21 protein-coding genes are annotated in these 23,571 nt (G+C 74.2%); 9 read left to right on the plus strand and 12 right to left on the minus strand.

What is annotated here, in order from left to right; all coding sequences use genetic code 11:
• The first annotated feature begins 227 nt into the window (after positions 1-227).
• Together AC1WTP_RS03865 and AC1WTP_RS03870 are read left to right on the plus strand one after the other, a co-directional pair.
• Positions 228-515, plus strand: a complete 288-nt coding sequence (locus AC1WTP_RS03865) for a hypothetical protein (protein WP_481647842.1) — start codon at positions 228-230, stop codon at positions 513-515.
• A 99-nt stretch (positions 516-614) separates the two neighbouring features.
• Positions 615-1,034 (plus strand): hypothetical protein, encoded by a 420-nt coding sequence (locus AC1WTP_RS03870; RefSeq protein ID WP_481647843.1) that lies wholly within the window; start codon positions 615-617, stop codon positions 1,032-1,034.
• Between the two features lie 42 nt (positions 1,035-1,076).
• Here the strand turns inward: AC1WTP_RS03870 and AC1WTP_RS03875 are convergent, their stop codons facing one another.
• On the minus strand, positions 1,077-1,856 hold the full coding sequence (locus AC1WTP_RS03875; RefSeq protein WP_481647844.1) for a PASTA domain-containing protein: 780 nt from the start codon (positions 1,854-1,856) through the stop codon (positions 1,077-1,079).
• Between the two features lie 340 nt (positions 1,857-2,196).
• Positions 2,197-2,856, minus strand: coding sequence for a PASTA domain-containing protein (locus AC1WTP_RS03880; RefSeq protein ID WP_481647845.1), 660 nt, complete (start codon positions 2,854-2,856; stop codon positions 2,197-2,199).
• Positions 2,857-3,065: 209 nt separating this feature from the next.
• On the opposite strand from AC1WTP_RS03880, the gene AC1WTP_RS03885 reads away from it, so the two are divergent.
• Positions 3,066-4,400: a hypothetical protein gene (locus AC1WTP_RS03885; RefSeq protein WP_481647846.1), complete on the plus strand. Its 1,335-nt coding sequence runs from the start codon at positions 3,066-3,068 to the stop codon at positions 4,398-4,400.
• Between the two features lie 9 nt (positions 4,401-4,409).
• On the opposite strand, the gene AC1WTP_RS03890 is transcribed toward AC1WTP_RS03885, so the two are convergent.
• Together AC1WTP_RS03890 and AC1WTP_RS03895 are read right to left on the minus strand one after the other, a co-directional pair.
• Positions 4,410-5,888, minus strand: coding sequence for a glutamate-cysteine ligase family protein (locus AC1WTP_RS03890; protein WP_481647847.1), 1,479 nt, complete (start codon positions 5,886-5,888; stop codon positions 4,410-4,412).
• Positions 5,889-6,232: 344 nt separating this feature from the next.
• Positions 6,233-6,814, minus strand: a complete 582-nt coding sequence (locus tag AC1WTP_RS03895; RefSeq protein WP_481647848.1) for a YceI family protein — start codon at positions 6,812-6,814, stop codon at positions 6,233-6,235.
• Between the two features lie 102 nt (positions 6,815-6,916).
• Between AC1WTP_RS03895 and AC1WTP_RS03900 the strand changes: the two genes are divergently transcribed.
• Positions 6,917-7,426, plus strand: coding sequence for a MarR family winged helix-turn-helix transcriptional regulator (locus tag AC1WTP_RS03900; protein WP_481647849.1), 510 nt, complete (start codon positions 6,917-6,919; stop codon positions 7,424-7,426).
• Between the two features lie 206 nt (positions 7,427-7,632).
• On the opposite strand, the gene AC1WTP_RS03905 is transcribed toward AC1WTP_RS03900, so the two are convergent.
• From AC1WTP_RS03905 to AC1WTP_RS03930, 6 genes are all read right to left on the minus strand, one after another.
• Positions 7,633-10,338 carry an ATP-binding protein gene (locus AC1WTP_RS03905; protein WP_481647850.1) on the minus strand — a complete coding sequence of 902 codons (2,706 nt, stop codon included), beginning with the start codon at positions 10,336-10,338 and terminating at the stop codon, positions 7,633-7,635.
• An 89-nt stretch (positions 10,339-10,427) separates the two neighbouring features.
• Positions 10,428-11,576: an acyl-CoA dehydrogenase family protein gene (locus tag AC1WTP_RS03910; RefSeq protein WP_481647851.1), complete on the minus strand. Its 1,149-nt coding sequence runs from the start codon at positions 11,574-11,576 to the stop codon at positions 10,428-10,430.
• Positions 11,577-11,634: 58 nt separating this feature from the next.
• Positions 11,635-13,167 carry an acyl-CoA carboxylase subunit beta gene (locus tag AC1WTP_RS03915; RefSeq protein WP_481647852.1) on the minus strand — a complete coding sequence of 511 codons (1,533 nt, stop codon included), beginning with the start codon at positions 13,165-13,167 and terminating at the stop codon, positions 11,635-11,637.
• A gap of 188 nt (positions 13,168-13,355) precedes the next feature.
• Positions 13,356-14,276: a hydroxymethylglutaryl-CoA lyase gene (locus AC1WTP_RS03920; protein WP_481647853.1), complete on the minus strand. Its 921-nt coding sequence runs from the start codon at positions 14,274-14,276 to the stop codon at positions 13,356-13,358.
• 174 nt (positions 14,277-14,450) lie between these two features.
• Entirely contained in the window at positions 14,451-15,818 is a 1,368-nt protein-coding gene (locus AC1WTP_RS03925) for an acetyl-CoA carboxylase biotin carboxylase subunit (RefSeq protein ID WP_481647854.1), read from the minus strand.
• A 149-nt stretch (positions 15,819-15,967) separates the two neighbouring features.
• Positions 15,968-16,591, minus strand: coding sequence for a TetR/AcrR family transcriptional regulator (locus AC1WTP_RS03930; RefSeq protein WP_481647855.1), 624 nt, complete (start codon positions 16,589-16,591; stop codon positions 15,968-15,970).
• Positions 16,592-16,696: 105 nt separating this feature from the next.
• On the opposite strand from AC1WTP_RS03930, the gene AC1WTP_RS03935 reads away from it, so the two are divergent.
• Positions 16,697-18,022, plus strand: coding sequence for an MFS transporter (locus AC1WTP_RS03935; RefSeq protein ID WP_481647856.1), 1,326 nt, complete (start codon positions 16,697-16,699; stop codon positions 18,020-18,022).
• A 104-nt stretch (positions 18,023-18,126) separates the two neighbouring features.
• On the opposite strand, the gene AC1WTP_RS03940 is transcribed toward AC1WTP_RS03935, so the two are convergent.
• Positions 18,127-19,290 (minus strand): FAD-dependent oxidoreductase, encoded by a 1,164-nt coding sequence (locus AC1WTP_RS03940; RefSeq protein WP_481647857.1) that lies wholly within the window; start codon positions 19,288-19,290, stop codon positions 18,127-18,129.
• Between the two features lie 110 nt (positions 19,291-19,400).
• On the opposite strand from AC1WTP_RS03940, the gene AC1WTP_RS03945 reads away from it, so the two are divergent.
• The 4 genes from AC1WTP_RS03945 (at position 19,401) to AC1WTP_RS03960 (ending at position 22,552) form a co-directional block, all read left to right on the plus strand.
• Positions 19,401-19,979: a TetR/AcrR family transcriptional regulator gene (locus AC1WTP_RS03945; RefSeq protein ID WP_481647858.1), complete on the plus strand. Its 579-nt coding sequence runs from the start codon at positions 19,401-19,403 to the stop codon at positions 19,977-19,979.
• Positions 19,980-20,048: 69 nt separating this feature from the next.
• Complete coding sequence (locus tag AC1WTP_RS03950) at positions 20,049-20,573, plus strand: SigE family RNA polymerase sigma factor (protein ID WP_481647859.1); 525 nt, start codon at positions 20,049-20,051, stop codon at positions 20,571-20,573.
• Positions 20,570-21,754 carry a hypothetical protein gene (locus AC1WTP_RS03955; protein WP_481647860.1) on the plus strand — a complete coding sequence of 395 codons (1,185 nt, stop codon included), beginning with the start codon at positions 20,570-20,572 and terminating at the stop codon, positions 21,752-21,754. Before AC1WTP_RS03950 ends, AC1WTP_RS03955 begins: the two co-directional genes overlap by 4 nt.
• A gap of 198 nt (positions 21,755-21,952) precedes the next feature.
• Positions 21,953-22,552 (plus strand): hypothetical protein, encoded by a 600-nt coding sequence (locus AC1WTP_RS03960; RefSeq protein WP_481647861.1) that lies wholly within the window; start codon positions 21,953-21,955, stop codon positions 22,550-22,552.
• Positions 22,553-22,617: 65 nt separating this feature from the next.
• Here AC1WTP_RS03960 and AC1WTP_RS03965 read toward each other — a convergent pair whose 3' ends face one another.
• A complete protein-coding gene (locus AC1WTP_RS03965; RefSeq protein ID WP_481647862.1) occupies positions 22,618-23,520 on the minus strand; it encodes a sulfurtransferase in 903 nt (300 codons plus the stop codon).
• Between the last annotated feature and the right edge of the window lie 51 nt (positions 23,521-23,571).

A 23,571-nucleotide genomic window follows, 5' to 3' on the forward strand; every position in this document is an offset into this window, starting at 1 on the left:
GCCCCGGGGAGATGACCCCGCCGCTGCACGCCTGCAGGCTGCGGTGGTGGGAGCGGTACCCGGGAGCAACCGGGTGTTGGTCGGGTGGCGGCACGCCACCAGCGGGCACGGCCCGACCACCACCACCCGCACCGCCGGTCCACGAGGCACGACCCCGTAGCCGGGCCGAAACTCCCCCGACAGCTTCCGCCGGCTCGTCCGCCGGCCGACCCTCCCCAGGAGCCCATGTGCTTCCCCGCTCCGGTGACGTACTGCACGTGACTCGCGCGGCGAGTGTCCAGTTCCTCAGGCCCATCATGTTCCGGGTGATCCGGGTGCTCGACTGGCCGACCTACGACGGTTGGCTCTGGCTCGACGGCTACGAATTGAACCCGGCGGGGGACGCGGTCAACCGGCGGTCGATCTACGTCCAGCGGGAGGGGCTGCGCCAGCTCCGGGCCGCCCCGGAGGCCCGCCCGCACACCGTGCGGACGGCCCGCCGGCCGGTCGTGCGCACCCCGGTCCGGGTGGGCTGACCTCCGCGATCGGCCGCCGGGGGGCGTGCCGTCGCCATAGACTTGGTACGCCCACCCCGGCATGTTTCCACCCCGCGCGTCCAGGACCCTGAACCTGGGATGGTCATGGTCAATCAGTCCGCCGCGCGGCGGCCGCACCGCTCCCGTATCGCCTATGCCTTCGGACTCCTGGCGCTGTTCGGCGCCGCGACCACACTCGTGATCGTGGTCCGCGACCCCGCTCTGTCGTCCACCCGGCTGAACGACCCGGTCCCGGCGCCGGAGATCACCGTGATCGGCGAGGACCCGTCGGCCGACCCGTACGCCGGGTCCGAGCCGTTCGCGTTCGACGAGCCCGATCCCTCCACGCTCGACCCCGGTGTGCCGGTCGGCGCGCCGCCGCCGGACGCGGACCCGGCGGCTGCCGGCGGGCACACGGCGGAGGACGTCCGCCGCTCGCTCTTCTGGTCGGGGGTTCTCGGCCTGGCCATCTCGCTCGCCGGCCTCGGGTTGGTGGGGACGAGACGCCGGATGTGGTGACCGGGCGACCGGTCCACCGCCACGGCGGCGGGCCGCGTCGGGTCAGTCGGTGGTGGTCGGCTCGCCGGTCGGCTCGCTCGGGCTCGCGGTCGGCGTCGGCCCGCCCCGCGACACGAACAGGGTGACCTCCTCGCCCTCCGGCACCGGTTCACCCGCCTCCGGGTCGGTGTCGATCACCGTGCCGGCGGGCCGGTCCGACGCCCGGTACACGACCCGGTGGTCCAACCCGAGCCGGTCCAGCACCGCCTCCGCCGCCTCCTGCGGCAGGTTGACCAGCGGCGGCACCGGCACCTCGACCGGCTCACTGGTCGGCGACGCGGAGGGCGACCGGGTGGTGGGGGCGGCCGTGGTCGGCGCGGTCGTGCTCGGCGAGGCGCGGGTCGGCGAGACCGACGGGGTCGGGTCGGGATCCGTCCCGTCCTCCGCCGCCTGGAAAGCCAGCCACAGCCCGGCGCCCAGCACGGCGAGCAGCAGCAGCACGACCACACCCCAGAGAATGGGCAGCCACCAGCGCCGGCCCCCCTCCTCGGGGTACCACTCGGCGCCGCTCGACTCCCGGTAGTCGGGCGGCCGTGGCGGCGGCACCTCGGCCCGCCCGGACCAGGCCGCCGGCCCGGGTCGCCCGGCCGGCGGCAGCGGCGCGGTGCGGTCCGGCGCGGTGGGCTCGCCGGGAACCCCCGGCTGCGCCGCCGTCCGGTCCTCCGGGCGGGGCAGCCGCTGCGTCCGGTCGACGGGCTCCGCCCCCCGGTCCTCGGGCGACGGCATCGGTCGGGTCCGATCGTCGTGCTCCCCGGCGGGCGGCTCCTGGCGGTCGTCGCTCATGCCGGCACTCCGCTCCGCTGCGTGCCGACACGAGGCACCACCGCCCTGCGCCGACGATTCACTCGCTGACGCTCGCTCATGCCGGCACTCCGCTCCGCTGCGTGCCGACACGAGGCACCACCGCCCTGCGCCGACGATTCACTCGCTGACGCTCGCTCATGCCGGCACTCCGCTCCGCTGCGTGCCGACACGAGGCACCACCGCCCTGCGCCGACGATTCACTCGCTGACGCTCGCTCATGGCACGTCCTCTCCCGAACCGGGGCGGGCGTCATGGCCCTCGACCGTCAACTTAGCGGTCCGCGCGGCCATCGGCCGGGATCAGCGTCCCGACCCGCCCGTCACGGCGTCGGTGACGAGGGGAGCGCGCTCGGGGTCGCCACACCGCACCAGATCGCCACCGGGTCGTTCCAGTTGCCGGTGCTGTCGCCGGCCGGCTCCTGGCGGGTGACCACACCCCGGCGACCACTGCGGTACTGCGGGTAGAACCCCTCGTTGACGAGTTCGTCGGCCGCGTCGTCGCACTCCTCGCCGACCACCTCGGGCACGGTGCTGGCCGGCGCCGGACCGGTCACGTAGAGGTGCACCGTCGTGCCCGGCCGCACCTGCGCGCCCACCGCCGGCGAGGTGCGGGCGACGGTGCGCCCGGTGCCGGTGCCGAAGACGAGCCGCCAGCCCAGCCGCCGCTCCCGTAGTTCGTCGCGGGCCTCGGCGAAGTCGGTGCCGATCAGCGGCGGCACGGTCAGGCCGGTGGGCCGGGTCGACGACGTCGTCCGGGGGGCGGTCGGGGCGGACGTCGAGCGGGTCGGGCCGGCACTCGGGGTCGGCGCGCCGGTGGTGGCCGAGGCGGCGGGCCGCTCCGTGGGCCCGGCATCCTCCCCGGCCAGCAGCCAACCGCCGGTCGCGCCGATCGCGGCGAGCAGCACGAAGGCCAGTCCGCCGCCGAGCACCAGCGTCAGCCGGTCCGGTCCGGCGTCGCCGCGCGCCTCGTCCGTCCGCACGCCCGTGCTCCCGTCCGTCATACCGCCCACCGCCTCGTTCCCGGGCGACCGTACCCGCCGCCGCCAAACCCGTTCCGCGCGGTCGCCGGGCCGGGCCACGGTCGCCGCTGGTCACCGGGCGACCACCCGGCGGTACGGTTCCGCGGGCGGCGGTCCCGGCTCGCCGTCAGCACTCGCCGCGCCGACCCCGGGACGTTACGCTGCCCGGCATGGCCAGACGGGGCTGGGGAGGATCGATCGCCACCGCGATCGGCGTGGCTGCCGGCGCGGGTGCCGCCCAACTGGGTTTCGGCTACGGGCTGGGCATCATCAACTGGGCACCGGCCGACCCCGGCGCCGGGCCGGCGGCCTGGGTCGCCAGCCTGGTCTGGGCCACCTGGATCGCCGCCACCTCGACCGTCTTCGGCGCGGTCTGCGCCCAGCGACTACGGGACCGGGGCACGCCGGGCCGCCCGGCCGGTGATCCGCCCCCCGACGGCACGGCCACCCACACCGAGGCCCCGTCGACCACTGTGGACGGGATGGCCGACGTCCCCGGCGCGGACGGCGGAGCGGAGCAGGCCGGCACGCTCCGGCAGCTCGCCCTGGCCGTCGCCGCCGGAGTGGGCGCCCTGATCACCGTGCTGCTGGTCGCCGTACCGGCCCGGGTGGCGGTGGTGGCGGACACCCCGGCGCCCCGGGAGGTCGCCGCCGGTTACGCGGCGGTCGGGGTGCTGGTCGGCGTACTCACCGCCGGCTGGGCACTGCACTCCCGGGCCGCCGCCAGGAACGTCATCGCCACCGTCGCCTGGCTCTGGCTGCTCGCGGTGGTCGCCGTGGTCGACGGTGTGCTCGCCGGCCGTGGCCTGACCAGCGCGCAACTCGGCATCTGGCAGCTCAGCGCCGACGACGGCCGGTACTGGATCCGGGACTACTTCTACTGGCCCGGGGCGGTGCTCTCGCTGGGCTCCGCGCTGGTGATCGGCGCGCTGGCGGCCCGGGGCGCCGCCCGCCATCCCGACCACCGGGTCGGGGCGGTGGCCTCCGGCGCGGCCGGACCGCTGCTGGTCGCGGTCGCGTACTTCCTGGCGGTGCCGCGGGTGACCGCGATCAGCCCGGAGCAGGTGTCGGCGCACCTGATCGCCCCGTACGCGGTGATCGTCGGCGTCGGCGGCTCGGCCCTGGTGGCCACGCTCGCCCAGCGCGCCGCGCGCCGCTCGGCCGCCCGCCCACCGGCGGCGACCGGTCCCACCGTCTCCGGTGCGGTCGAACCGGCCGCGCCGGTCGAGTCTGTCCCGGCCGCGCCGGCCGGGCCCGGCACGACGCGGGTGCCGCGGCAGCGCACCGGCAAGGCGGCCCGCCCGTCGACCCCCGCCCCGGCGAGCGTCCCGGTCGCCACCGGCGGTACGGCCGGCGACCGGGAGGTGGGCGCGGGTCCGGGAGACGACGCGCCGGCCCCGGCGACGGCGGGACGTGAGCCCGGAGAGGGCTCCGGTGCCGCCGATCCGACGGAGAGCGACACGCCGGCCGGGCGGCGCGCCCGGTCGACCCGGCGCGCCCGCTGACCACGTCCGTCAGTCCACCGGCCAGGTGTGCACCGGCTCGTTGCTGCGTTGCAGTTCGGCGTAGCGCTGCACCATGTGGTGCAGCGCGGCGCTCCGGTCCATCCCCCGGTGCCGCTCGGCCGCCCAGACCGCCTCGGTCTGCCAGACCGCGCCGTTGCGGCCGGCACGGCAGCGCTGCTCGATGATGCCGAGCAGCCGGTCCCGTTCCGCCGGGGCCACCCCGAACCGGTCCAGCCCCGCCTCGGCCCGGGGCAGCAGCACGTCGAGGACCAGCTTGGTCACCGGCACCTCGCCCAGGCGCGGCCAGTGCAGCACGGCGTCCATCCCGCGCCGGGCGGCGGCGTGGAAGTTCTCCTCCGCCGAGCTGAAGGTGAGCTGGCTCCAGATCGGCCGGTCGGCCTCGGCCAGCCCGCGGGCCAGCCCGAAGTAGAAGGCCGCGTTGGCCAGCATGTCCACCACGGTCGGTCCGGCCGGCAGCACCCGGTTCTCCACCCGCAGGTGCGGGCGGCCGTCCATGATGTCGTAGACCGGCCGGTTCCAGCGGTAGACGGTGCCGTTGTGCAGCCGCAGCTCACCCAGCTCCGGCACGCCGCCGGCGTGCAGCACCTCCACCGGGTCCTCGTCCTCGCAGATGGGCAGCAGCGGCGGGAAGTAGCGGACGTTCTCCTCGAAGAGGTCGAAGATCGAGGTGATCCACCGTTCGCCGAACCAGACCCGCGGGCGTACGCCCTGCGCCTTCAGCTCGTCCGGGCGGGTGTCGGTGGCCTGCTGGAACAGGGCGATCCGGGTCTCCGCCCAGAGTTGCCGGCCGTAGAGGTAGGGCGAGTTGGCGCCGACGGCGACCTGCGCGGCGGCGATCGCCTGCGACGCGTTCCAGTAGTCGGCGAAGCTGTCCGGCGCGACCTGGAGGTGGAACTGGAGGCTGGTGCAGGCGGCCTCGGGGGCGATCGAGTCGGTGTGCGTCTGCAGCCGCTCGACGCCCCGGATGTCGAGTTCAATGTCCTCCCCGCGCGCGCCGACGATCTGGTCGTTGAGCACCCGGTAGCGCTCGTTCGTGGAGAGGTTGTCCGCGACCAGGTGCCGCTCGGTGAGGGTGGGCAGAATACCGACCAGGACGATCTTGGCGTCCGACTTGGCCGCCCGCTCGTCGGCGCGGGACAGGCTGCCGCGCAACTCTTGCTCGTAGTCGGCGAACCCGGCGCCCTCGATGAGCCGGGGCAGCGCGTTGAGTTCCAGGTTGAACTGCCCCAGCTCGGTCTGGAAGAGCGGGTCGGCGATGTGGGCGAGGATCTCCTCGTTGCGCATCGCCGGCTCGGCCGCCGAGTCGACCAGGTTGAGCTCGATCTCCAGCCCGGTCATCGGGCGGTCGGCGTCGAACCCGAAGTCGTCGAGCATCAGCGCGAACACGTCCAGGCAGCGGCGGACCTTCTGCCGGTAGCGGACCCGGTCCTCCCGGGAGAAGGCGCCCTGCGCGACGTCCCTGCCCATGTCGTCCTCCCGGCGCGAGGCGCACTCGGGACCGTACTGTCCCGGAAACGCATTGTGAACCATCCACGTTAAGAGCGTTGATCGCAGCGGGCCAGAGGCCGGACCCACGGCCCGCTGGCCGGGACGACCGCGACCGGTCCGCACGCGCTCCCGGCGGCATCTCTACCCAGTTGGTGGGGCCGGCCACCGTATCGAGGGAGGAACGAGCCGTGACAAATCGCACCCCCGGCGGTCGCCCCGCGCGGCCGGCAGGCCCTGCCGCGCGGGCTCGGCGGCCGGGCGGGAACGGCGTCGGGCCCGTGCCGGCGGTGCGGCACGGGCCCGACGTACGTCAGATCCTCGGATCAGGCCTGGCGGACGGCCTCGCCCTCGATCTCGATCTTGATCTTCTTGCCGACCAGCACGCCGCCGGTCTCCAGGGCGACGTTCCAGGTCAGGCCGAACTCCTCACGGTCGATCTCGGTGCTCGCCGAGAAGCCGAAGATGTCCTGGCCGAACGGGCTGCGCCCGACGCCCTCGAACTCGACGTCCAGCTCGACCGGCCGGGTGACGTCCTTGATGGTGAGCTCGCCGAGGAGGACGAACTCGTTGCCGTCGCGGGACTTCACGCCCGTGCTCCGGAACTCGAGGGTGGGGTACTTCTCCACCTCGAGGAACTCCGCGCTGCGCAGGTGGGCGTCCCGGTCGGCCTGCTTGGTGTCGATGCTGGCCGCCTGGATGGTGGCGGTGACCGAGGACCGCATCGGGTCCTCGGCGACGGTGATGGTGGCGGCGGCGTCGGCGAACTCACCGCGTACCTTGCTCACCATCATGTGCCGGGCGACGAACCCGACGCGCTTGTGTGCCACGTCCAGCACGTAGGTGCCGGCGGTCGGGATGGTGAGACCCTCCCAGTCGCGGGTAACCGCTTCGACGCTGCTGGTCATGAGAACTGCCCTCCGAGAGAAATCGTTTAGTAGCCCAACGGCTGTCTGAGCAACTATAGCGGTAACAATATTCCCTGTGTCAAGGACTGTTAGGATGTACGGGTGAACCAGAACGTGTTGGACGACCCCCGGATCACCGCCATCGGCCTGCTCTTCGAGGCGCACGCCGGGCTGTCGGCCCGGTTCGCCGCCCAGTTCGAGGAGCACGGCCTGTCGTCGGTCGAGTTCGAGGTGCTGACCCGGCTCGCCCGCTCACCCGGCAATCAGTTGCGGATGACCGATCTGGCCGCGCAGACCTCCCTCTCCACCAGCGGGGTGACCCGGGTGGTGGACCGGATGGAGCGCGACGGCCTGCTGACCCGTCGCGCCTGCCCCTCCGACCGGCGCAGTTCGTACGCCGTCGTCACGGCCGCCGGCCTGCAACGACTCGACGAGACGCTCCCCGGTCACCTGCGCATCATCGAGCAGTGGTTCACCGGCCAGCTCGAACCGGAGGCGCTGCACGCCCTGCTCGACGGCCTGCGCCGGGTGCGGGACGCCGTCCACCCCGGCGCCACCGCGGGCAGCAACGAGGTTCCCGCCGGCTCTGCGGCGGCCGGGACGGGCTGCTGAGCCGCAGGCCGGGCGCGACGGCGGTCGCCCCCGCGCGGCCGGCATGCCTCCGGCTCGGTGATCGGGGCGCCTCGCCGGCACCACCGGTCCCGGCGCGCCCACGCGCCACACCCGATCCGATCTCCACCGGCAGAAAGACCGGCAGAACTGCCGACGGCAGCGGTCGATAGTCGATCAAACCGGACGAACGCCCGTCCGCCCCGTGGCTAGTCTTCCTCGCACGGGGACCCACCGGGGGGTGACGGCGCGGGCGAAGAGCGAGGGGTAGCAACAGGGGGCTTCCTCGCCCGCGCCACCCCGGGCCCACGTTGCCGCGGTAGCCGAGCGACGGCGTCGTCCCCGAGGCCCGGCCCGGTAGCCCCGCTGCGCGACTCGGCCAGCGCGTAGAGCAGTCCCTCCTCCTGCGGCAGCAGCCGGATGCCGCTCTCCCGGCAGACCCGGTCGAGCCGGTCGAGCACGGTGTGGTCGGCCGTGCTGGCGGCCAGCCCGACCAGCGCCTCCACCACGTCACGCCGGTCCTGGCCGTCCACGCCGGCCTCCGCCGCGGCGGCGAACCACTCCGCGGCCAACTCCCGGTCGCCCCGGTGCAGGGCCAGATTGCCCTCGATCAACGCGCAGATGCCGTCCTCCGGCCGTGGACCCGACCCGCCGCCGGCCGCCGGGGCGGCACGCAGCTCGGCGAGCACCTCCGCCGCCTCCGCCGACCGGCCGTCCTGGGCGAGCGCCAGGCCCACCGTGCCGAGCACCCGGCGCCGGTGTCCCGGGTCACCCACGTCGGTCAGCGCCGTCACGACCCGGCGGCCCTGGTCCACCGCGTCCGCGTACCGGCCGGCGAGGCGGGCCACCTCGGCCAGGTTGGCCCGCGCGAGCACGCGCAGCCGCCGCTCCCCGGCCTGGGCGGCGAGCCGGTCGACGGCGGCCAGCCGACGCCGGGCCGCGGGCAGGTCGCCCACCCGGATCTCGTGCCAGGCGAGGTTGTTCTGGGCCACCGCCATGTCCCGGGTCCGCCCGTTCCGGGCGGCCAACTCCAGCACCGCCTCGGTCTGCTCGCGGCCCTCGTCGTGCCCGCCGGTGGCGATCAGCAGCGCGCAGAGCACGGTCCGCGCCTCCAGCTCGCCGGTCACGTCGCCGGCCTCGCGGAACGCGGCCAGCGCGGCCCGGGCCGCCGGCAGCTCGTCGGCGCCCCCGCCGTGCTCGGCGGCGAGCCGGGCCACGCCGAGCAGTCCCCACGCCCGCAGCACCGGGTCGGCGTCGGCGGTACGCGGATCGGCGAGCAGCCGGCACAGCCACTGCCGGCCGGCGACGTCCCGTCCCCGGAACCGCCACCAGCGGGTCAGTCCGGCGGCCAGGCGCAGCGCGGTCATCGGGTCGTCGACGGCGGCGTGCGCCAGCGCCGAGCTGATGTCGCCACTCACCTCGTCCAGCCGGTGCGCGGCGGCGGGCAGGTTCGCCCCGACCAGGTCGGGGGCGGTCCGGGTCACCAACCGGGCGACCACCTGGGCGTGCCGGCGCCGGATCGCGGTCAGTTCACCGGCGCCGGCGGCCTGCTCGACGGCGAAGTCACGGACCGCGTCGAGCAGCCGGAACCGGAACGGGCCGGTGCCGCGTACGCTCAGCAGCCCGATCTCGACCAGGCGGTCCAGCAGCGGCACCGGGTCGACGGTGACCACGCCGTCCCGGTCGGCGTCATCGGCGAGCAGCTCCTCCGCCAGCTCGACCGACCACCGGTTGCCGAACACCGCGAGCCGGCGCAGCGCCGCCCGCTCGTCGGCCGCGAGCAGCCGGTAGCTGGTCGCCACCGCGTCCCGCAGGGTCTCCGCCACCGCCGCCCGGGTGCCCTCCGGCCAGCCCGGTTCCGCCTCCCAACCCGGCCGCCCCGGCACGGTGGCCAGGTCGAGGACCCGGTCGCCGTAGCGGTCGAGCAGCTCGTTGAGGTCGAGGATCCGGCCGCGGGCCGCCATCAGCTCGATGGCCAGCGGGAGCCCGCCCAACCGCCGCACCAGCACGGCCAGCGCCGGCAGCTCGATCGGGCCGGGCGGCTCCCGGCGCACCTGGGCGAGCCGGGCGGTGAAGAGCGCCACCGCCGGGTAGGCGGCGAGCGCCTCCGGCCCGGCCCGCTCACTCCCCGGCGGCGGTACGTCGAGCGGCGCCACCGGCCGCACCCGCTCGCCCGCGACCCCCACCGGGTGCCGGCCGGTGACCAGCACCCGCAACGACGGCACCGCGGCGGCCAGCCGGTGCAGCGTCTCGGCCACCGAGTCCGGGGCGCGCTCCACCGCGTCCATGAGCAGCAGCGCCGGCCGGCCGTCGAGCTGGGCGGCGAGTTCCGGCACCCGGGCGACGCCGAAGACCGCCACCGAGGCGGCGAGCACGTCGGCGGCGTCGGAGCCCTCGCCGATCAGCACCCCGGCGACGCCACCGGGGTGGCTGCCGGCGGCCCCGTGGGCGGCCGCCAGGGCCAGCGCGGTCTTGCCGACGCCGGCCAGCCCGACCAGGCTGACCAGCCGGGGGCCGCGCTCGTCGGTGAGCAGGTCGACCAGCTCGGCCAGGTCGCGGTCGCGTCCGATCAGCTCGGCCGGTGGCGGGAGGGCGTTGCTGCCGGCGTCGGTGTCACCGGGCTCGGCGCCGGCGATGGCCCCGGCCGGGCCGGGTGGCACCGCTCCCCGGGCGGCGGCGAGGAACGCCGAGCGGGCCGGCCCGGCCAGCGCCAGCGCGCCGGCGAGCAGTTCGACGGTGGTGCGCTGCGGGCGCGCCGAACGGCCCCGCTCCAGGTCCCGGACCGTGCGTACGCCGACACCGGCCCGGGCCGCCAGCTCGGCCTGGGTGAGGCCGGCGGCGAGCCGGTGCCCGCGCAGCAGCTCCGCCAGTGCCGTCCGGCCGGAGCTCCGCGAACGATCATGGTCCGCTGTCATCGGCTGGAAGCGTACGGACCGGGTGCGACCTCCGGCAGCGGAGCGTCGGCCTGCCGACGCCGCCGCGCGGAATATCCGACAAACGTGCGTCAGAGACCGAGGTCGCGGGAGATGACCATGCGCTGCACCTCGGAGGTGCCCTCGCCGATTTCCAGGATCTTGGAGTCCCGCCAGAACCGGGCCACCGGGTACTCGTTCATGAAGCCGTAGCCGCCGTGGATCTGGGTGGCCTCCCGCGCGTTGTCGACGGCGACCGTGCTGGCGTGCAGCTTGGCGATGGCCGCCTGCCGCTTGAACGGCTCCCCGGCGAGCATCCGGGCGGCGGCGTCGTAGTACGCCAGCCGGGCGGTGTGCGCCTTCATCTCCATGTCGGCGATCTTGAACTGGATCGCCTGGTAGTTGCCGATCGGCTGGCCGAAGGCGTGCCGCTCCTTCGCGTACTTGATCGACTCGTCGACGCAGCCCTGGGCGAGCCCGACGGCGAGCGCGGCGATGGCGATCCGGCCCTCGTCGAGGATGCGCAGGAACTGGGCGAAGCCCCGACCGCGCTCGCCGAGCAGGTTGGCGGCCGGCACCCGGCAGTCGTCGAAGGTCAGCTCGTGGGTGTCCGAGGCGGTCCAGCCGACCTTGGAGTAGCCCGGCGCGACGGTGAAGCCCGGCGTCCCGGTGGGGACGATGATGGTGGAGAGCTCCTTGCTGCCGTCCGGCCGGGTGCCGGTGACCGCGGTGACCGTGACCAGGGCGGTGATGTCGGTGCCCGAGTTGGTGATGAACGCCTTGGCCCCGTTGATCACCCACTCGTCGCCGTCGAGCACGGCCCGGGTCTGGGTGCCGCCCGCGTCCGAGCCGAAGCCCGGCTCGGTCAGCCCGAAGCCCGCGAGGGCCTCGCCGCTGAGCAGCTTCGGCAGCCACTGCGCCTTCTGCTCGTCGGTGCCGAACCGGTAGATCGGCATGGCGCCGAGCGAGACCGCCGCCTCCAGCGTGATGGCCACGCTGGAGTCCACCCGGGCCAGCTCCTCCAGGGCCAGGCAGAGGGCGAAGTAGTCGCCGCCCATGCCGCCGTGCTCCTCGGGGAAGGGGAGCCCGAAGAGCCCCATCTTGCCCATCTGCCGGATCACCTCGTACGGAAAGGTGTGCTTCTCGTAGTGCTCGGCGATGACCGGGGCGACCACCTCGCGGGCGAAGTCCCGCACGCTTTCCCGCAGCGCCTCTTGTTCCGAGCTGAGCCGGAAGTCCATGGTTCCTCCTGTTGGCGGAAGGGCCGCCGGGCGCTCGTGACGCCGGACGCGGCTGTGGTCAGACCGGGGTGACGCCGTGCCGGCGCCGGGAGAAGTGCCGTTCCTTGTGCCGCGCGGCGGCGAACCGGCGGACCAGCTCCGTGCGCAGCTCGTGCGGCTCGACGATCGCGTCGACCACCAGCTCGCTGGCGAGCCGGACGATGTCGATGTCCCGCTCGTACTCCTCGCGCTTCGCGGTGACGAAGGCGGCCCGCTCGGCCTCGTCCTCGATCGCCGCGATCTTGTTGGCGTAGACCGCGTTGACCGCCGCCTCGGCGCCCATCACCGCGATCTTGGCGGTGGGCAGCGCGATGGTGGCGTCCGGCTCGAAGCCCGGGCCGGCCATCGCGTAGAGGCCGGCGCCGTACGCCTTGCGGACCACCACGCAGATCTTCGGCACGGTGGCCTCGGAGATCGCGGTGATCATCTTGGCGCCGTGCCGGATGATGCCCTGCTTCTCGACCGCGCTGCCGACCATGAAGCCGGGCACGTCGGAGAGGAAGAGCAGCGGCACGTTGAACGCGTCGCAGAGCTGCACGAACCGGGTCGCCTTGTCGGCCGAGTCGACGAAGAGCACGCCGCCCTTGAACATCGAGTTGTTGCCGACCACGCCGACGACCTCGCCGTTCAGCCGGCCGAAGCCGATGGTCAGCTCCTTGGCCCAGAGCGCCTGGATCTCGAAGAAGGAGCCCTCGTCGAGCAGGCCCTTGACGTACCGCCGCATGTCGAACGCCTGCCGCTCGCTGGCCGGCACCAGCGCGGCCAGGTCGGCCTTCTCCGGCGCGGGCACGGCCTCGACGGCCGGCGGCGCCTGCGTCCAGTTCGCCGGCAGGTACGTCAGGTAGCGCCGCACCACGTCGAGCGCGTCGGCCTCGGTCTTGCAGAGGAAGTGCCCGACGCCCGACTCGGCGCAGTGCACCTTGGCCCCGCCCATCGCCTCCAGCGTGGTCTTCTCGCCGGTGACCATCTCGACCATCCGGTCGGAGCCGAGGTACATGCTGGCGTTGCCGTCCACCATGGCCACCACGTCGCAGAACGCCGGGATGTACGCCCCGCCGGCCGCGCTCGGCCCGAACAGCGCGCAGACCTGCGGGATCGACCCGGAGGCGCGGACCTGGTTCCAGAAGATCTTGCCGGCGCCCCGCCGGCCGGGGAAGAGCTCGACCTGGTCGGTGATCCGGGCGCCGGCCGAGTCGACCAGGTAGACCATCGGCACGCCGGTCGAGTAGGCCCGCTCGATGATCCGGATGATCTTTTCGACGGTCCGCGCGCCCCAGCTGCCGGCCTTGACCGTGGAGTCGTTGGCCATCAGGCAGACCGGCCGGCCGTCGATGGTGGCGGTGCCGGTGACCACGCCGTCGGCGGGCAGGCCCTCGGCCATCGCGTTGGCGTAGAGGCCGTCCTCGACGAAGCTGCCCTCGTCGACCAGGAGCGCCACCCGCTCGCGGGCGAAGAGCTTGCCCTTGGCGGCGTTCGCCGCGTGGTACTTGTCCGCACCGCCGGCCCGGGCCCGCTTGCGCAGCTGCTCCAGTGCCTCACCGTCGAGCGTCACGCCGACTCCCTCGCCGTACCGACCTGAACGATCGTTAGGCTAGCGCATCCGCCCACCCCCCGACGACCCTCAACCCCCTCCCCGCCCGCTCCCGCCGCGATCTTGCACTTTCGGCCCCTTGTTCGCGGCATATGCGGCTTATATCCGGGCACAAACCGCAGGATCGCGCGGGGGTGGGGTGGTGGTTGTCAGGTGGGGAGGGGGGTCAGGCGGGTGCGGGGGCCGGCGCGGAGGACGCCGGAGGGGAGTTGGCGGCCGACCAGGCGCTCGGCCAGCTCGGCCACCCCGACCAGGGCCTCCAGGTCGATGCCGGTGTCGATGCCCATGTCGTGCAGCATGTGCACCGCCTCCTCGGTGGCCAGGTTGCCGCTCGCCCCCGGCGCGTACGGGCAGCCGCCGAGGCCGCCGACGCTGGCGTCGAACTCGGTCACCCCCAGCTCCAGCGCGGTGAGCATGTTGGCCAGCGCGGTGCCCCGGGTGTTGTGGAAGTGCAGCAGCACGGGGATGTGCGCGTTGCGGTCGCGTACCGCGGTCAGCAGGTCGCGGACCCGGCGGGGCGTACCCATGCCGGTGGTGTCGCCGAAGGCCACCCGGTCAGCGCCGTCGCGGACCACCCGGTCCACGATGGCGGCCACCCGGGCCGGGTCGGTGTCCCCCTCGTACGGGCAGCCGAAGCTGGTCGCGATGATCACCTCGGCCTGCGCGCCGGCACCGTGCAGCAGGTCGATCAGCTCGGCGATGTCGTCCAGCGACTCCTCGGTGGACCGGTTCACGTTGCGTCGGTTGTGCGTGTCGCTGGCCGAGACGACCACCTCGATCTCGGTGAACCCGGCCGCGAGCGCCCGCTGTGCGCCCCGGGTGTTCGGCACCAGCGCCGAGTAGCGCACCCCGTCCGCCTTCGCCGCCCGCTGCCACACCTCGTCGGCGTCGGCCATCTGCGGGATCGCCTTCGGGTGCACGAACGACACCGCCTCGATCCGCCGGACACCGGTGCCGGAGAGGGCGTCGAGCAGGCGCACCTTGGCGTCCGTCGGGATCGGGTCCTCGTTCTGCAGCCCGTCGCGGGGCCCGACCTCCCGGATCGACACGGAGTTCGGCAGGCTCGTCATAAGGGGTCACCTCACTGTGACGCGGTGCTGGGTGCTTGGTACCCCCAGCCTCCCACCCCCACGACCCAACCCGCACCCACCCGCCCCAGCCGGGCCGATCATGAAGTCGTGTTGCGACCCGTCGGTGCGGCGGGCGACATCTTCATGATCAACCGCGGCGGGGGCGAGGCGGGGTCAGCGCATCCGGGAGACGATGGCGGTGTCGTAGTCGCCGGAGCGGAACTCCTCGTTCTCCAGCAGCTCGGCGAAGAAGGGGAGGTTGCACTTCGGGCCGGTCAGCTCGAAGGACGCGACCGCCGCCCGCGCCCGCTCGATCGCCTCGGCGCGGGTGGCGCCGCTGACGATCAGCTTGGCCATCAGGCTGTCGTAGAACGGGGTCACCGTGTTGCCGGCGACGTAGCCCGAGTCGACGCGGACGCCCTCGCCGGTCGGCTCGGTCCACGCGGTGATCGCGCCCGGCCCGGGCAGGAACCGCTTCGGGTCCTCCGCGTTGATCCGCAGCTCGATGGCGTGCCCGCGCGGGGCGAGCGCGTCCGGGTCGAAGGTCGGGGCCAGCCCGGCGGCGACCCGCAGCTGCTCCTCGACCAGGTCGACCCCGTAGACCAGCTCGGTGACCGGGTGCTCGACCTGGAGCCGGGTGTTCATCTCCAGGAAGAAGAATTCTTCGGAGCCGGGGACGGCGTCCTCGAAGTCCCGCTGACGCGGGACCAACAGGCACTCCACCGTGCCCGCGTTGCGGTAGTTGACCGCCTCGCCGGCGCGGACCGCCGCGGCCAGGAAGCGCTCGCGCAGCTCCGGGGAGACCGCCGGGGACGGCGACTCCTCGACCAGCTTCTGGTTGCGCCGCTGCACCGAGCACTCCCGCTCGCCGAGGGCCACCACCCGGCCGTCGGCCAGGCCGAGGATCTGCACCTCGACGTGGCGCACCCGGGGGAAGTACCGCTCGATCAGCACCGAGCCGTCGCCGAACATCCGCTCGGCGAAGGAGCGCACCTTGTCGTACTCGGTGCGCAGCGCCGCCTCGTCGGCGGCCACGCCCATGCCCATGCCGCCGCCACCGGCCGCCGCCTTGACCATCACCGGGTAGCCGATCTCCCCGGCGGCGGCGACCGCCGCGGCCAGGTCGGCCGCCGGCTCGGTGGTGCCGGGCGCCACCGGCACGCCGGCCGCCGCCATCAGGTTCCGGGCGTTGATCTTGTCGCCCATCGCGGTGATCGCGTCCGCGCCGGGCCCGACCCAGATCAGCCCGCTCGCCTCGACGGTACGGGCGAAGTCGGCGTTCTCGGACAGGAAGCCGTAGCCGGGGTGGATGGCCTGCGCACCGGTCGACTTGGCGGCGGCGAGGATCGCCTCGACGTTGCGGTAGCTCTGGGCCGGGTTGGCCGGGCCCACGCAGACCGCCTCGTCGGCCTCGGTCACGAACGGCAGGCCGGCGTCGGCCTCCGAGTGCACCGCGATCGCGCGGATGCCGAGCCGCCGGGCGGTACGGATGATCCGGCGGGCGATCTCGCCCCGGTTGGCGACCAGCAGCGACTCGATCATGTTTCCTCCCAGCGTCCGGGGGTCAGGACGAATCACAGGGAACCACGCCACTCCACCTACTCACGAGTCGCCCACCCCACTCCCGGCCCCACCCCGACCGTTGATCATGAAGTGATCAACGTGCGGGGGTGCGGGGAGGGGGAGGGGGGTTAGGTCTGGGGGGTGGGGGCGAGGAGGGCGGCGAGGGTGGCGCCGCGGAGGAGCTCGGCGCGGCGGCGGCGGTCCACCTCGCCGCCGAGGAACGGGGTGGAGTTCATCAGGCCGAACGCGGCGTGCGCCAGCACCCGCGCCTCGCCGTCGGGCATGCCCGGGTGCAGCGCGGTCAGCACGGTCACCCACTCCTCGACGTAGAGCCGCTGGAGCCGGCGGATCCGGCGGCGCGGCTCGTCCGGGAGGCGGTCCAACTCGTGCAGGTGCAGCGCGATCACCGCCGGATTCGCCAGGGCGAAGTCGACGTGGAAGTCGATCAGCGACTCCAGCGCGGCGCGCGGGTCGTCGGGGTGACCGGCGGAGCGCTCCCGACCGCCGGCGAGCAGCCCCTCGCTGACCGGGATCAGCGCGGCGGCCAGCATCGCCTCCTTGCCGGCGAAGTGGTGGTAGAGCGCCGGGCCGGTGACCCCGGCGGCCGCGCCGATGTCGTCCATCGAGACGCCGTGGTAGCCGCGCGCGGCGAAGAGGCCGACCGCGATCTCCAGGATCTCGTCCTTGCGGGACCGGCGCCGACCCGACCCCGCGGCTCCGTTCGTGCCCCGTGCCTGCTGCTCCACCGTCACGGGGCAAGCGTAGACCGCGCGCCGCACCACGTGGAGGCTCGGTTACCGGCCGGTTGCCTCACCCGGATTGACCCTCGACCCGGTCGAGCCCACAGGGTCCCCGGCATGACCGCACCCCGGCTCGGCCGCGACTACCACCTGCTCTGGTCCGCCGCCGTCTCGTCCCGGTTCGGCGACGCCCTGCGTACGCCGGCGCTGGCCCTGCTGGCCGCCACGCTGACCCGCGACCCGCGGGTGATCGCCGCGGTGACCGTCGCCGCCCAACTGCCCCCGCTGCTCTTCGGCCTGCTCGGCGGTGTGTACGCGGACCGCTGGGACCGGCGGCGGACGATGGCGGTGGTGGACGCCCTGCGGGCCGCCGTGGTGGGCGCGCTCGCCGTCGCGGTCGCCGTCGACCGGGCGGGGATGGCCGCGTTGCTGGTGGTCGCGTTCCTGCTCGCCACGCTCGGCACGCTCTTCGACGCCGCCGCTTTCGCGCTGCTCCCGGCGGTGGTGCCGCCGGCCGCCCTGCCCCGGGCGAACGGCCGGTTGCAGGCCGGTACGGCGGTGGCCGGCGGCTTCCTCGGCGCGCCCGCCGCCGGCGTCCTCTTCACCGCCACCCCCGCCCTCCCCTTCACGGTCGACGCCCTCACCTTCGCCGTCGCCGCCGTGCTGATCCTCGCCCTCTCCCCCGTCCCCTCCCCGCGATCTGGCACTTCCCGCCCCGGCACGGGCCACAACCGCAAGATCGCGGGGCGAACGGGGAGCGTGCCGGGCGCGGGGAGGGGGTCGGTTTGGGGGGAGGTTCTGGTGGGGGTGCGGTGGTTGCGGGCGGACGGGACGATGTGGCGGATCACGGTGCTGACCGCGGCGGGCAACCTGGCGATCAGTGGGCTGCTGGCGGTGCTGGTGCTCTACGCGCTCGACGTGCTGCGGGTGCCGCCGGCCGGGTACGGCGTGTTCGCCGCGGCGGCGGTGCTCGGCGGTGTCGCGGGTGCCCTGGGGGCGGGGCGGCTGGCCGACCGGCTCGGCACGGCGCCCGCCCTGCGGGTGGTGCTCGCCGCGCAGACCCTCGCGCTGGCCGGGTTCGCGCTGGCCCGCCACCCGGTACCGGGCGGGATCGCGCTGGCCGTCTTCGCCGCCGGCACCGCGGTGTGGAACAGCCTCTGGGCGTCGTACGGGCAGCGCCGCGTGCCGGCCGACCTGCTCGGCCGGGTGGGTGCGGCGCAGCGGGTGGTCGGCCTGCTCACCGCGCCGATCGGCGCGGCGCTGGCCGGGCTGGTCGGGGCGGCGTACGGCACCGTGCCGGTGGCGGTGGCGGCGGCGGTCACCTTCGCGCTGGTCACCCTCGCGGCGTGGCGGGCGCTGCGACCGGCCGCCCCGCCGCCGCCCGCCGCCCCGCCCGCCACCGCCGGGACGCCAGCCCGGCAAGCGCCGCACCCGTCGCGTTGAGCAGCACGTCGTCGATGGAGGAGAGGCGGTGACCAGGGCCAGCAGCGGCAGCCCGGCGAGCACGACGCCGACCCGGTCGGGCCACACCTGCCCGCCGGCGCAGCCTAGCCGGCCACCCGCTCGCGCTGGTCGAGGCCGGAGAGGCGCATCGCGACCCGGTGCCGGGCCGGCGGCACGGCGGAGAGCAGCCGGAACAGCAGGTTCCGGGCCGGCCGACGGTACGGCGGCAGGGTGGCCAGCCGGGTGAGCCGATCGGCGAAGCCGACCACGGCCTCGGCCATCGGGCGGCGCCGGGCCGCGTACCCGTCGAGCAGTGTCTCGGGGCCGCCGCCGAGCACGTCGGCGAGAGTGGTGCCGAGGTCGACGGCGTCCACGATGCCGAGGTTCATCCCCTGCCCGCCGGCCGGGCTGTGCACGTGCCCGGCGTCGCCGGCGAGCAGCACCGGCCCGGCGCGGAAGGTGTCGGCGATCCGGTGGTGCAGCCGGAAGCGGGAGCTCCAGAGCACCTCGACCACCCGGTCGGGGCGCCGGGCCGGCCCGCGCTCGTCGAGCAGCGCCTGGAGGTACGCCGCGTCCGGGTCGGCGGGTGCCTCGTCCACCCCGGCGACCAGCCGGACCACCCCGTCGGGCAACGGCGCCCAGACCAGCGGGCCGGAGCGGGCGAGGAAGAGGGCCACCTGGTCGCGGGGCAGCGCACTGCTCACCCGGACGTCGGCGAGGGTGTACGACTCCGCGCCGCCGTCCGGCCCGGAGAACCCGATGCCCGCCTGTTCCCGCACGATGCTGCGCATGCCGTCCGCGCCGACCAGGTAACGGGCCCGCACGCTCGCCCCGCCGTCGAAGGCGACGGTCGCGCCGTCCGCGTCGACCGCCGACCCGGTCACCTGATACGGCCGCAGCACCGGCACCCCGAGCGCGGCGAGCTGCCCGGTGAGCACCTCCTCGGTGACCGCCTGGGAGACCATCAGCGCGTAGGCGTGCCGCGACGGCAGGGTGTGGAACGGCACGGTGAGCAGCACCCGGTCGCGGTCGCGCACGGTGAACCCCGGCGACCGCAGCCCGCGCTCGATCAGCGGGCCGGCCGCGCCGACCTTCTCCAGCTCTTCCAGGGTGTACGCGTGCACGACCGCCGCCCGGGAGGTGACCGGGGGCCGGTCCAGCCGGTCCACGACGGTCACCTCAACCCCGCGCCGGGCCAGCGTGAGCGCGGCGGTCAGCCCGGTCGGGCCGGCCCCCACCACCAGGACGTCCGTGCTCGTGGGCAGCATGGCCACACCTCCGTCACCAACTATGCCAACACGTGTTGGCCAACGTATGTTGGCAACGATAGGCCCGCCGTTGATGGAGTGTCAACAACCGTTGGCATACGGTGGTGGGCATGACCGAAGCCCCGCCCAGCCGACCCCGTCGCTCCGACACCACCCGGGCGGCGATCCTGCGTGCCGCCCGGGAGCGGTTCGCCGCCGAGGGCTACGACCGGGCGACGATCCGGGCCATCGCGGCCGACGCCCGGATCGACCCGTCGATGGTGATGCGCTACTACGGCAGCAAGGAGGCGCTCTTCGCCGCGGCCGCCGAGTTCGACCTGCGGCTGCCAGACCTGGCCGAGGTGCCGCCCGGACAGCTCGGCGAGACGCTGGTCCGGCACTTCCTGCGGCGGTGGGAGGGGGACGAGACACTCGCCGCCCTGCTCCGGACCGCCAGCACCAATCCGGGCGCGGCCGAACGGGTCCGCGGCATCTTCGCCGACCAGCTCGGCGCGGCGGTGGGCCGGTTCGGCACCGACCCGGCGACCACCGCCAAGCGGGCCGCCCTGGTGGCCAGTCAGATCCTCGGCCTCGCCTTCACCCGCTACCTCGTCCGGCTGCCGCCGATGGTGGACATGAGCCCGGAGGAACTCGTCGCCTGGGTCGCCCCCACCATCCAGCGCTACCTGACCGGCCGGCCCGGAAACTGACCCAACCTTTCTCCGGCCCCGCGCGTCTGAATGGTGAACGGGACAGCGACCGGCCGGGGAGGGGGGCGGATGGGACGGGCGACCGACGACGGCCGGGACGGCTACGTCAGCTTCGTCGAGGCCCACCAGCACCGGCTGCTGCGCGCCGCGTACCTGATCTGCGGCAACCGGCACCAGGCCGAGGACCTGCTCCAGGACGCGCTGCTCAAGCTGGCGCTGCGCTGGGCGTCGGTGCGCGAGGGCGACCCGGCCGCGTACGTGCGGGCCATCCTCTACCGGGACGCGGTCTCCTGGTGGCGGCGGCGCCGGCGGGAGTGGCTCGCCGCGTACCCGCCGGACCGGGAGAGCCGGGACGCGGACGGTGCGCTGCGGCTCGCCCTGCACGACGCCCTCGGGCAGCTCCCGCCGCGTCAGCGCGCGGTGCTGGTGCTGCGCTACTTCGAGGACCTGACCGAGACGGCCACCGCGGAGGCGCTCGGCGTCACCGTCGGCACCGTGAAGAGCCAGTGCCACGCGGCACTGCGCCGGCTCCGCGAGGTGGCGCCCGACCTGGGCCGCGACGACGGCCGTAGCGGGCTGGAGGTGAAGCCGTGAACGACAAGGAACTGCACCAGCTGCTGACCCTTGCCGCCGAGGAGGTCCGGCCGTCGCAGCCGGCGGCGGCGAGCTGGGACCGGGCTCGTCGCGTGCGCCGCAACCGGCGGGCCGCCGGGGCCGCCGCGGTGGCGGTCGTCCTGCTCACCGGCGGCACGACGCTGGCCCTGCGCCCCGCCGAGGGGCCGGCGCCGATCACACCCGCCACACCGACCGTACGCCCGGTGCCGAGCGCGCCGCCGGTGCAGCGACCGCCGGACCGGCTGACCTACCCCGGCGGCCCACTCGGCCGCCTGGGCGACCCGGTCAGCACGTCGCTCTCCGCCCGTCCGGTCCGCCGGGCGTTGGCGCTGTACCAGCCGGTCGACCCGGAGAGTGGCGCGGAAGGGCGGATCCGGGTGCTCGGCGACGACGGCGTCGTCCGGGACCTCGACGTGGTCACCCCGTCCCGGACCCGGGACGCCGAGGGCAACGAGGCGGTGCCGCTCAAGACCGGGAGCCTCTCCCCGGACGGGCGGCTGGCCGCCTTCGCCCAGACCGACGTGGTGATCGTGGTCGACCTGACCACCGCGACGGTCAGTCACTACCCGCTCGAGGGCTACCTCGAGCACGTCCTCTGGTCCGGCGACCGGCTGTTCGTCGGTGACAACGACACCGCGTACGAGCTGGACCGGGGCACCGGCGCCGCCCGGGCGGTGCCGCTGTCGCCCTGGGACCTGGTCACGCCCGACCCGACCACCCGGACGGCCGCCCTGCTGGCGCTGGGCGGCGCCGACGGAAGCCTGACGGTGAAGCGGTGGACGTCGGGCGCCGGCGGCACGGAGCTGGCCACCCAACCGCTCGACTTCCGCGCGCTGCCCCGCGACAACCGGGTCGACGAGTTCTACGGACGCGGTTGGCAACGCGGCGACCAGGTGGCCCGGGCCGGCTGGATCACCACCGGCACCATGAGCGGCCTGGAGGGGATCACCGTGCTGAACGCCGAGACCGGCGTGGTGACCCGCCTGCTCGACCTGGGCCGGGACCGCTGGAAGGGCTGCTGCGAGGTGCTCGGCTGGGATCGGGACGGGACGGTGCTGCTCCGCCACGACCCGGGCGGTCTGCTGCGCTGGCGACCGGAGACCGGCGAGATCACCGGCGTGGTGCGCGACCTGTACGGCGAGGTCTCGCTCGCCAACTGATACCCGGCTCCTCCCGGTCCAGAAGTCGGCAGCGTGCGGATGCGGATCTTTCGGGCAGGTCCAGCCGATGGTCCGTCTGAACGGGCGGATGGTGTGTTCAATATCGGTTCGGCGTAGGAACGTCTGCCAAAGCCGGTCGATGTCGACGCCCACGGAGATTTGCTCCGTACGATGGCGCACCCCGAGCTTGGAGCCCGAATGCGTAACCCTGTCCTCCCCGGACTGCTCGCCGCCGTCCTCGCCCTAGCCGGTTGCACGTCACCGGAGCAGCCGGAGGCGACACCATCGCCATCGCCACTGGCCGAGTCCGCCGGCCCCCGGTACGTCCTCAACGCGCAATCCTGTGCCGTGCTTGAGTTTGGACGCCTCGATCGGGTGATCGCAAAGCCCTTGGTGGAGGAGCCGGTGGCGCAGAAATGGGAGGTCCCAGCGAACTTCCTCTACACCGGTGGCATCCAATGCCTCCGTTTGTATGGCCCGAAGGAGAAGCCAACCGTCCTGGTCAGCGTCGGCATGGCGACCTATCAGTCGCCGAAGGGTGCGCTCCTCGCCCACGAAGCGAGGTTGGTCAAACACACCACCAAGGGATCGCTGCCCGGCGTCGACCTGATGTCCCACGCCCACGACGACACCGCAGGCACCATCTATGTCGTGGACGGCAACCTCTTTGTCGAGGTCCAGGTTTCGTCGTACGACGGCGGCACCCGGCCAAGGGTGAGCCTGGGCGTAGACGCGCCCGCCATCGAGGAGTTCACTGCGCGGCTGATCGAGCGCCTACGGGCGGGCAGGTCCAACTAGCGAGAGGGATGCCGAAGAGGGGCCCCTCCTACCTCATTCGATATGAAGGGGCCCTTCCCGCAAGGTCAGGCGTTCAGGCCGCCGGGCTGGTCGCCCTTGACGACGGGGGCGCGGACCAGGTTGCCCCACTCGGTCCACGAGCCGTCGTAGTTGCGCACCTGCGGGTAGCCGAGCAGGTGGCGCAGCACGAACCAGGTGTGGCTGGACCGCTCACCGATCCGGCAGTACGCCACGATGTCGTCGTCCGGGCTCAGCCCGAGCTGGTCGGCGTAGATGGCCTTCAGCTCGTCGGGCGACTTGAAGGTGCCGTCGTCGTTGGCCGCCGACTTCCACGGCTTGTTCACCGCGCCCGGGATGTGCCCGCCGCGCAGCGCGCCCTCCTGCGGGTAGTCCGGCATGTGCAGCATCTCGCCGGTGTACTCGCCGGGCGAGCGGACGTCGACCAGCGGGCGCCCGGCCGCGACGTGCGCCATCACCTGCTCGCGGTAGGCCCGGATCGGCGCGTCGTCGCGTTGCGGCACCGGGTACTCGGCGCGCGGCCGGGTCACCTTGTCACGGGTCAGCTCCCGCCCCTCGGCGATCCACTTCTGCCGGCCGCCGTCGAGCAGCCGCACGTCCGGGTGGCCGAAGAGGGTGAACACCCAGAGGGCGTACGCGGCCCACCAGTTGAAGTTGTCGCCGTAGAAGACGACGGTGTCGTCGCGGCCGATGCCCTTGGCGGCGCAGAGTTCGGCGAAACTCTTCGCGTCGAGGTAGTCGCGGGTCACCTGGTCGTTCAGCTCCAGGTGCCAGTCGACCTTCAGGGCCCCGGGGATGTGGCCGGTGTCGTAGAGCAGCACGTCCTCGTCGCACTCGACCACGACGAGGCCCTCGTCGCCCAGGTGATCGGCCAGCCAGCCGGTGGTGACCAGCCGCTGCGGGTCCGCGTAGGACTGGAGTCGGGGATCAGGATCGCTCGGCACAGACATGATCCCCAAGGTACGCCGGATCGGGCGGGGTCGACCCCGCATCGGCGATCG

The organism is Micromonospora sp. R311, assembly GCF_056780015.1.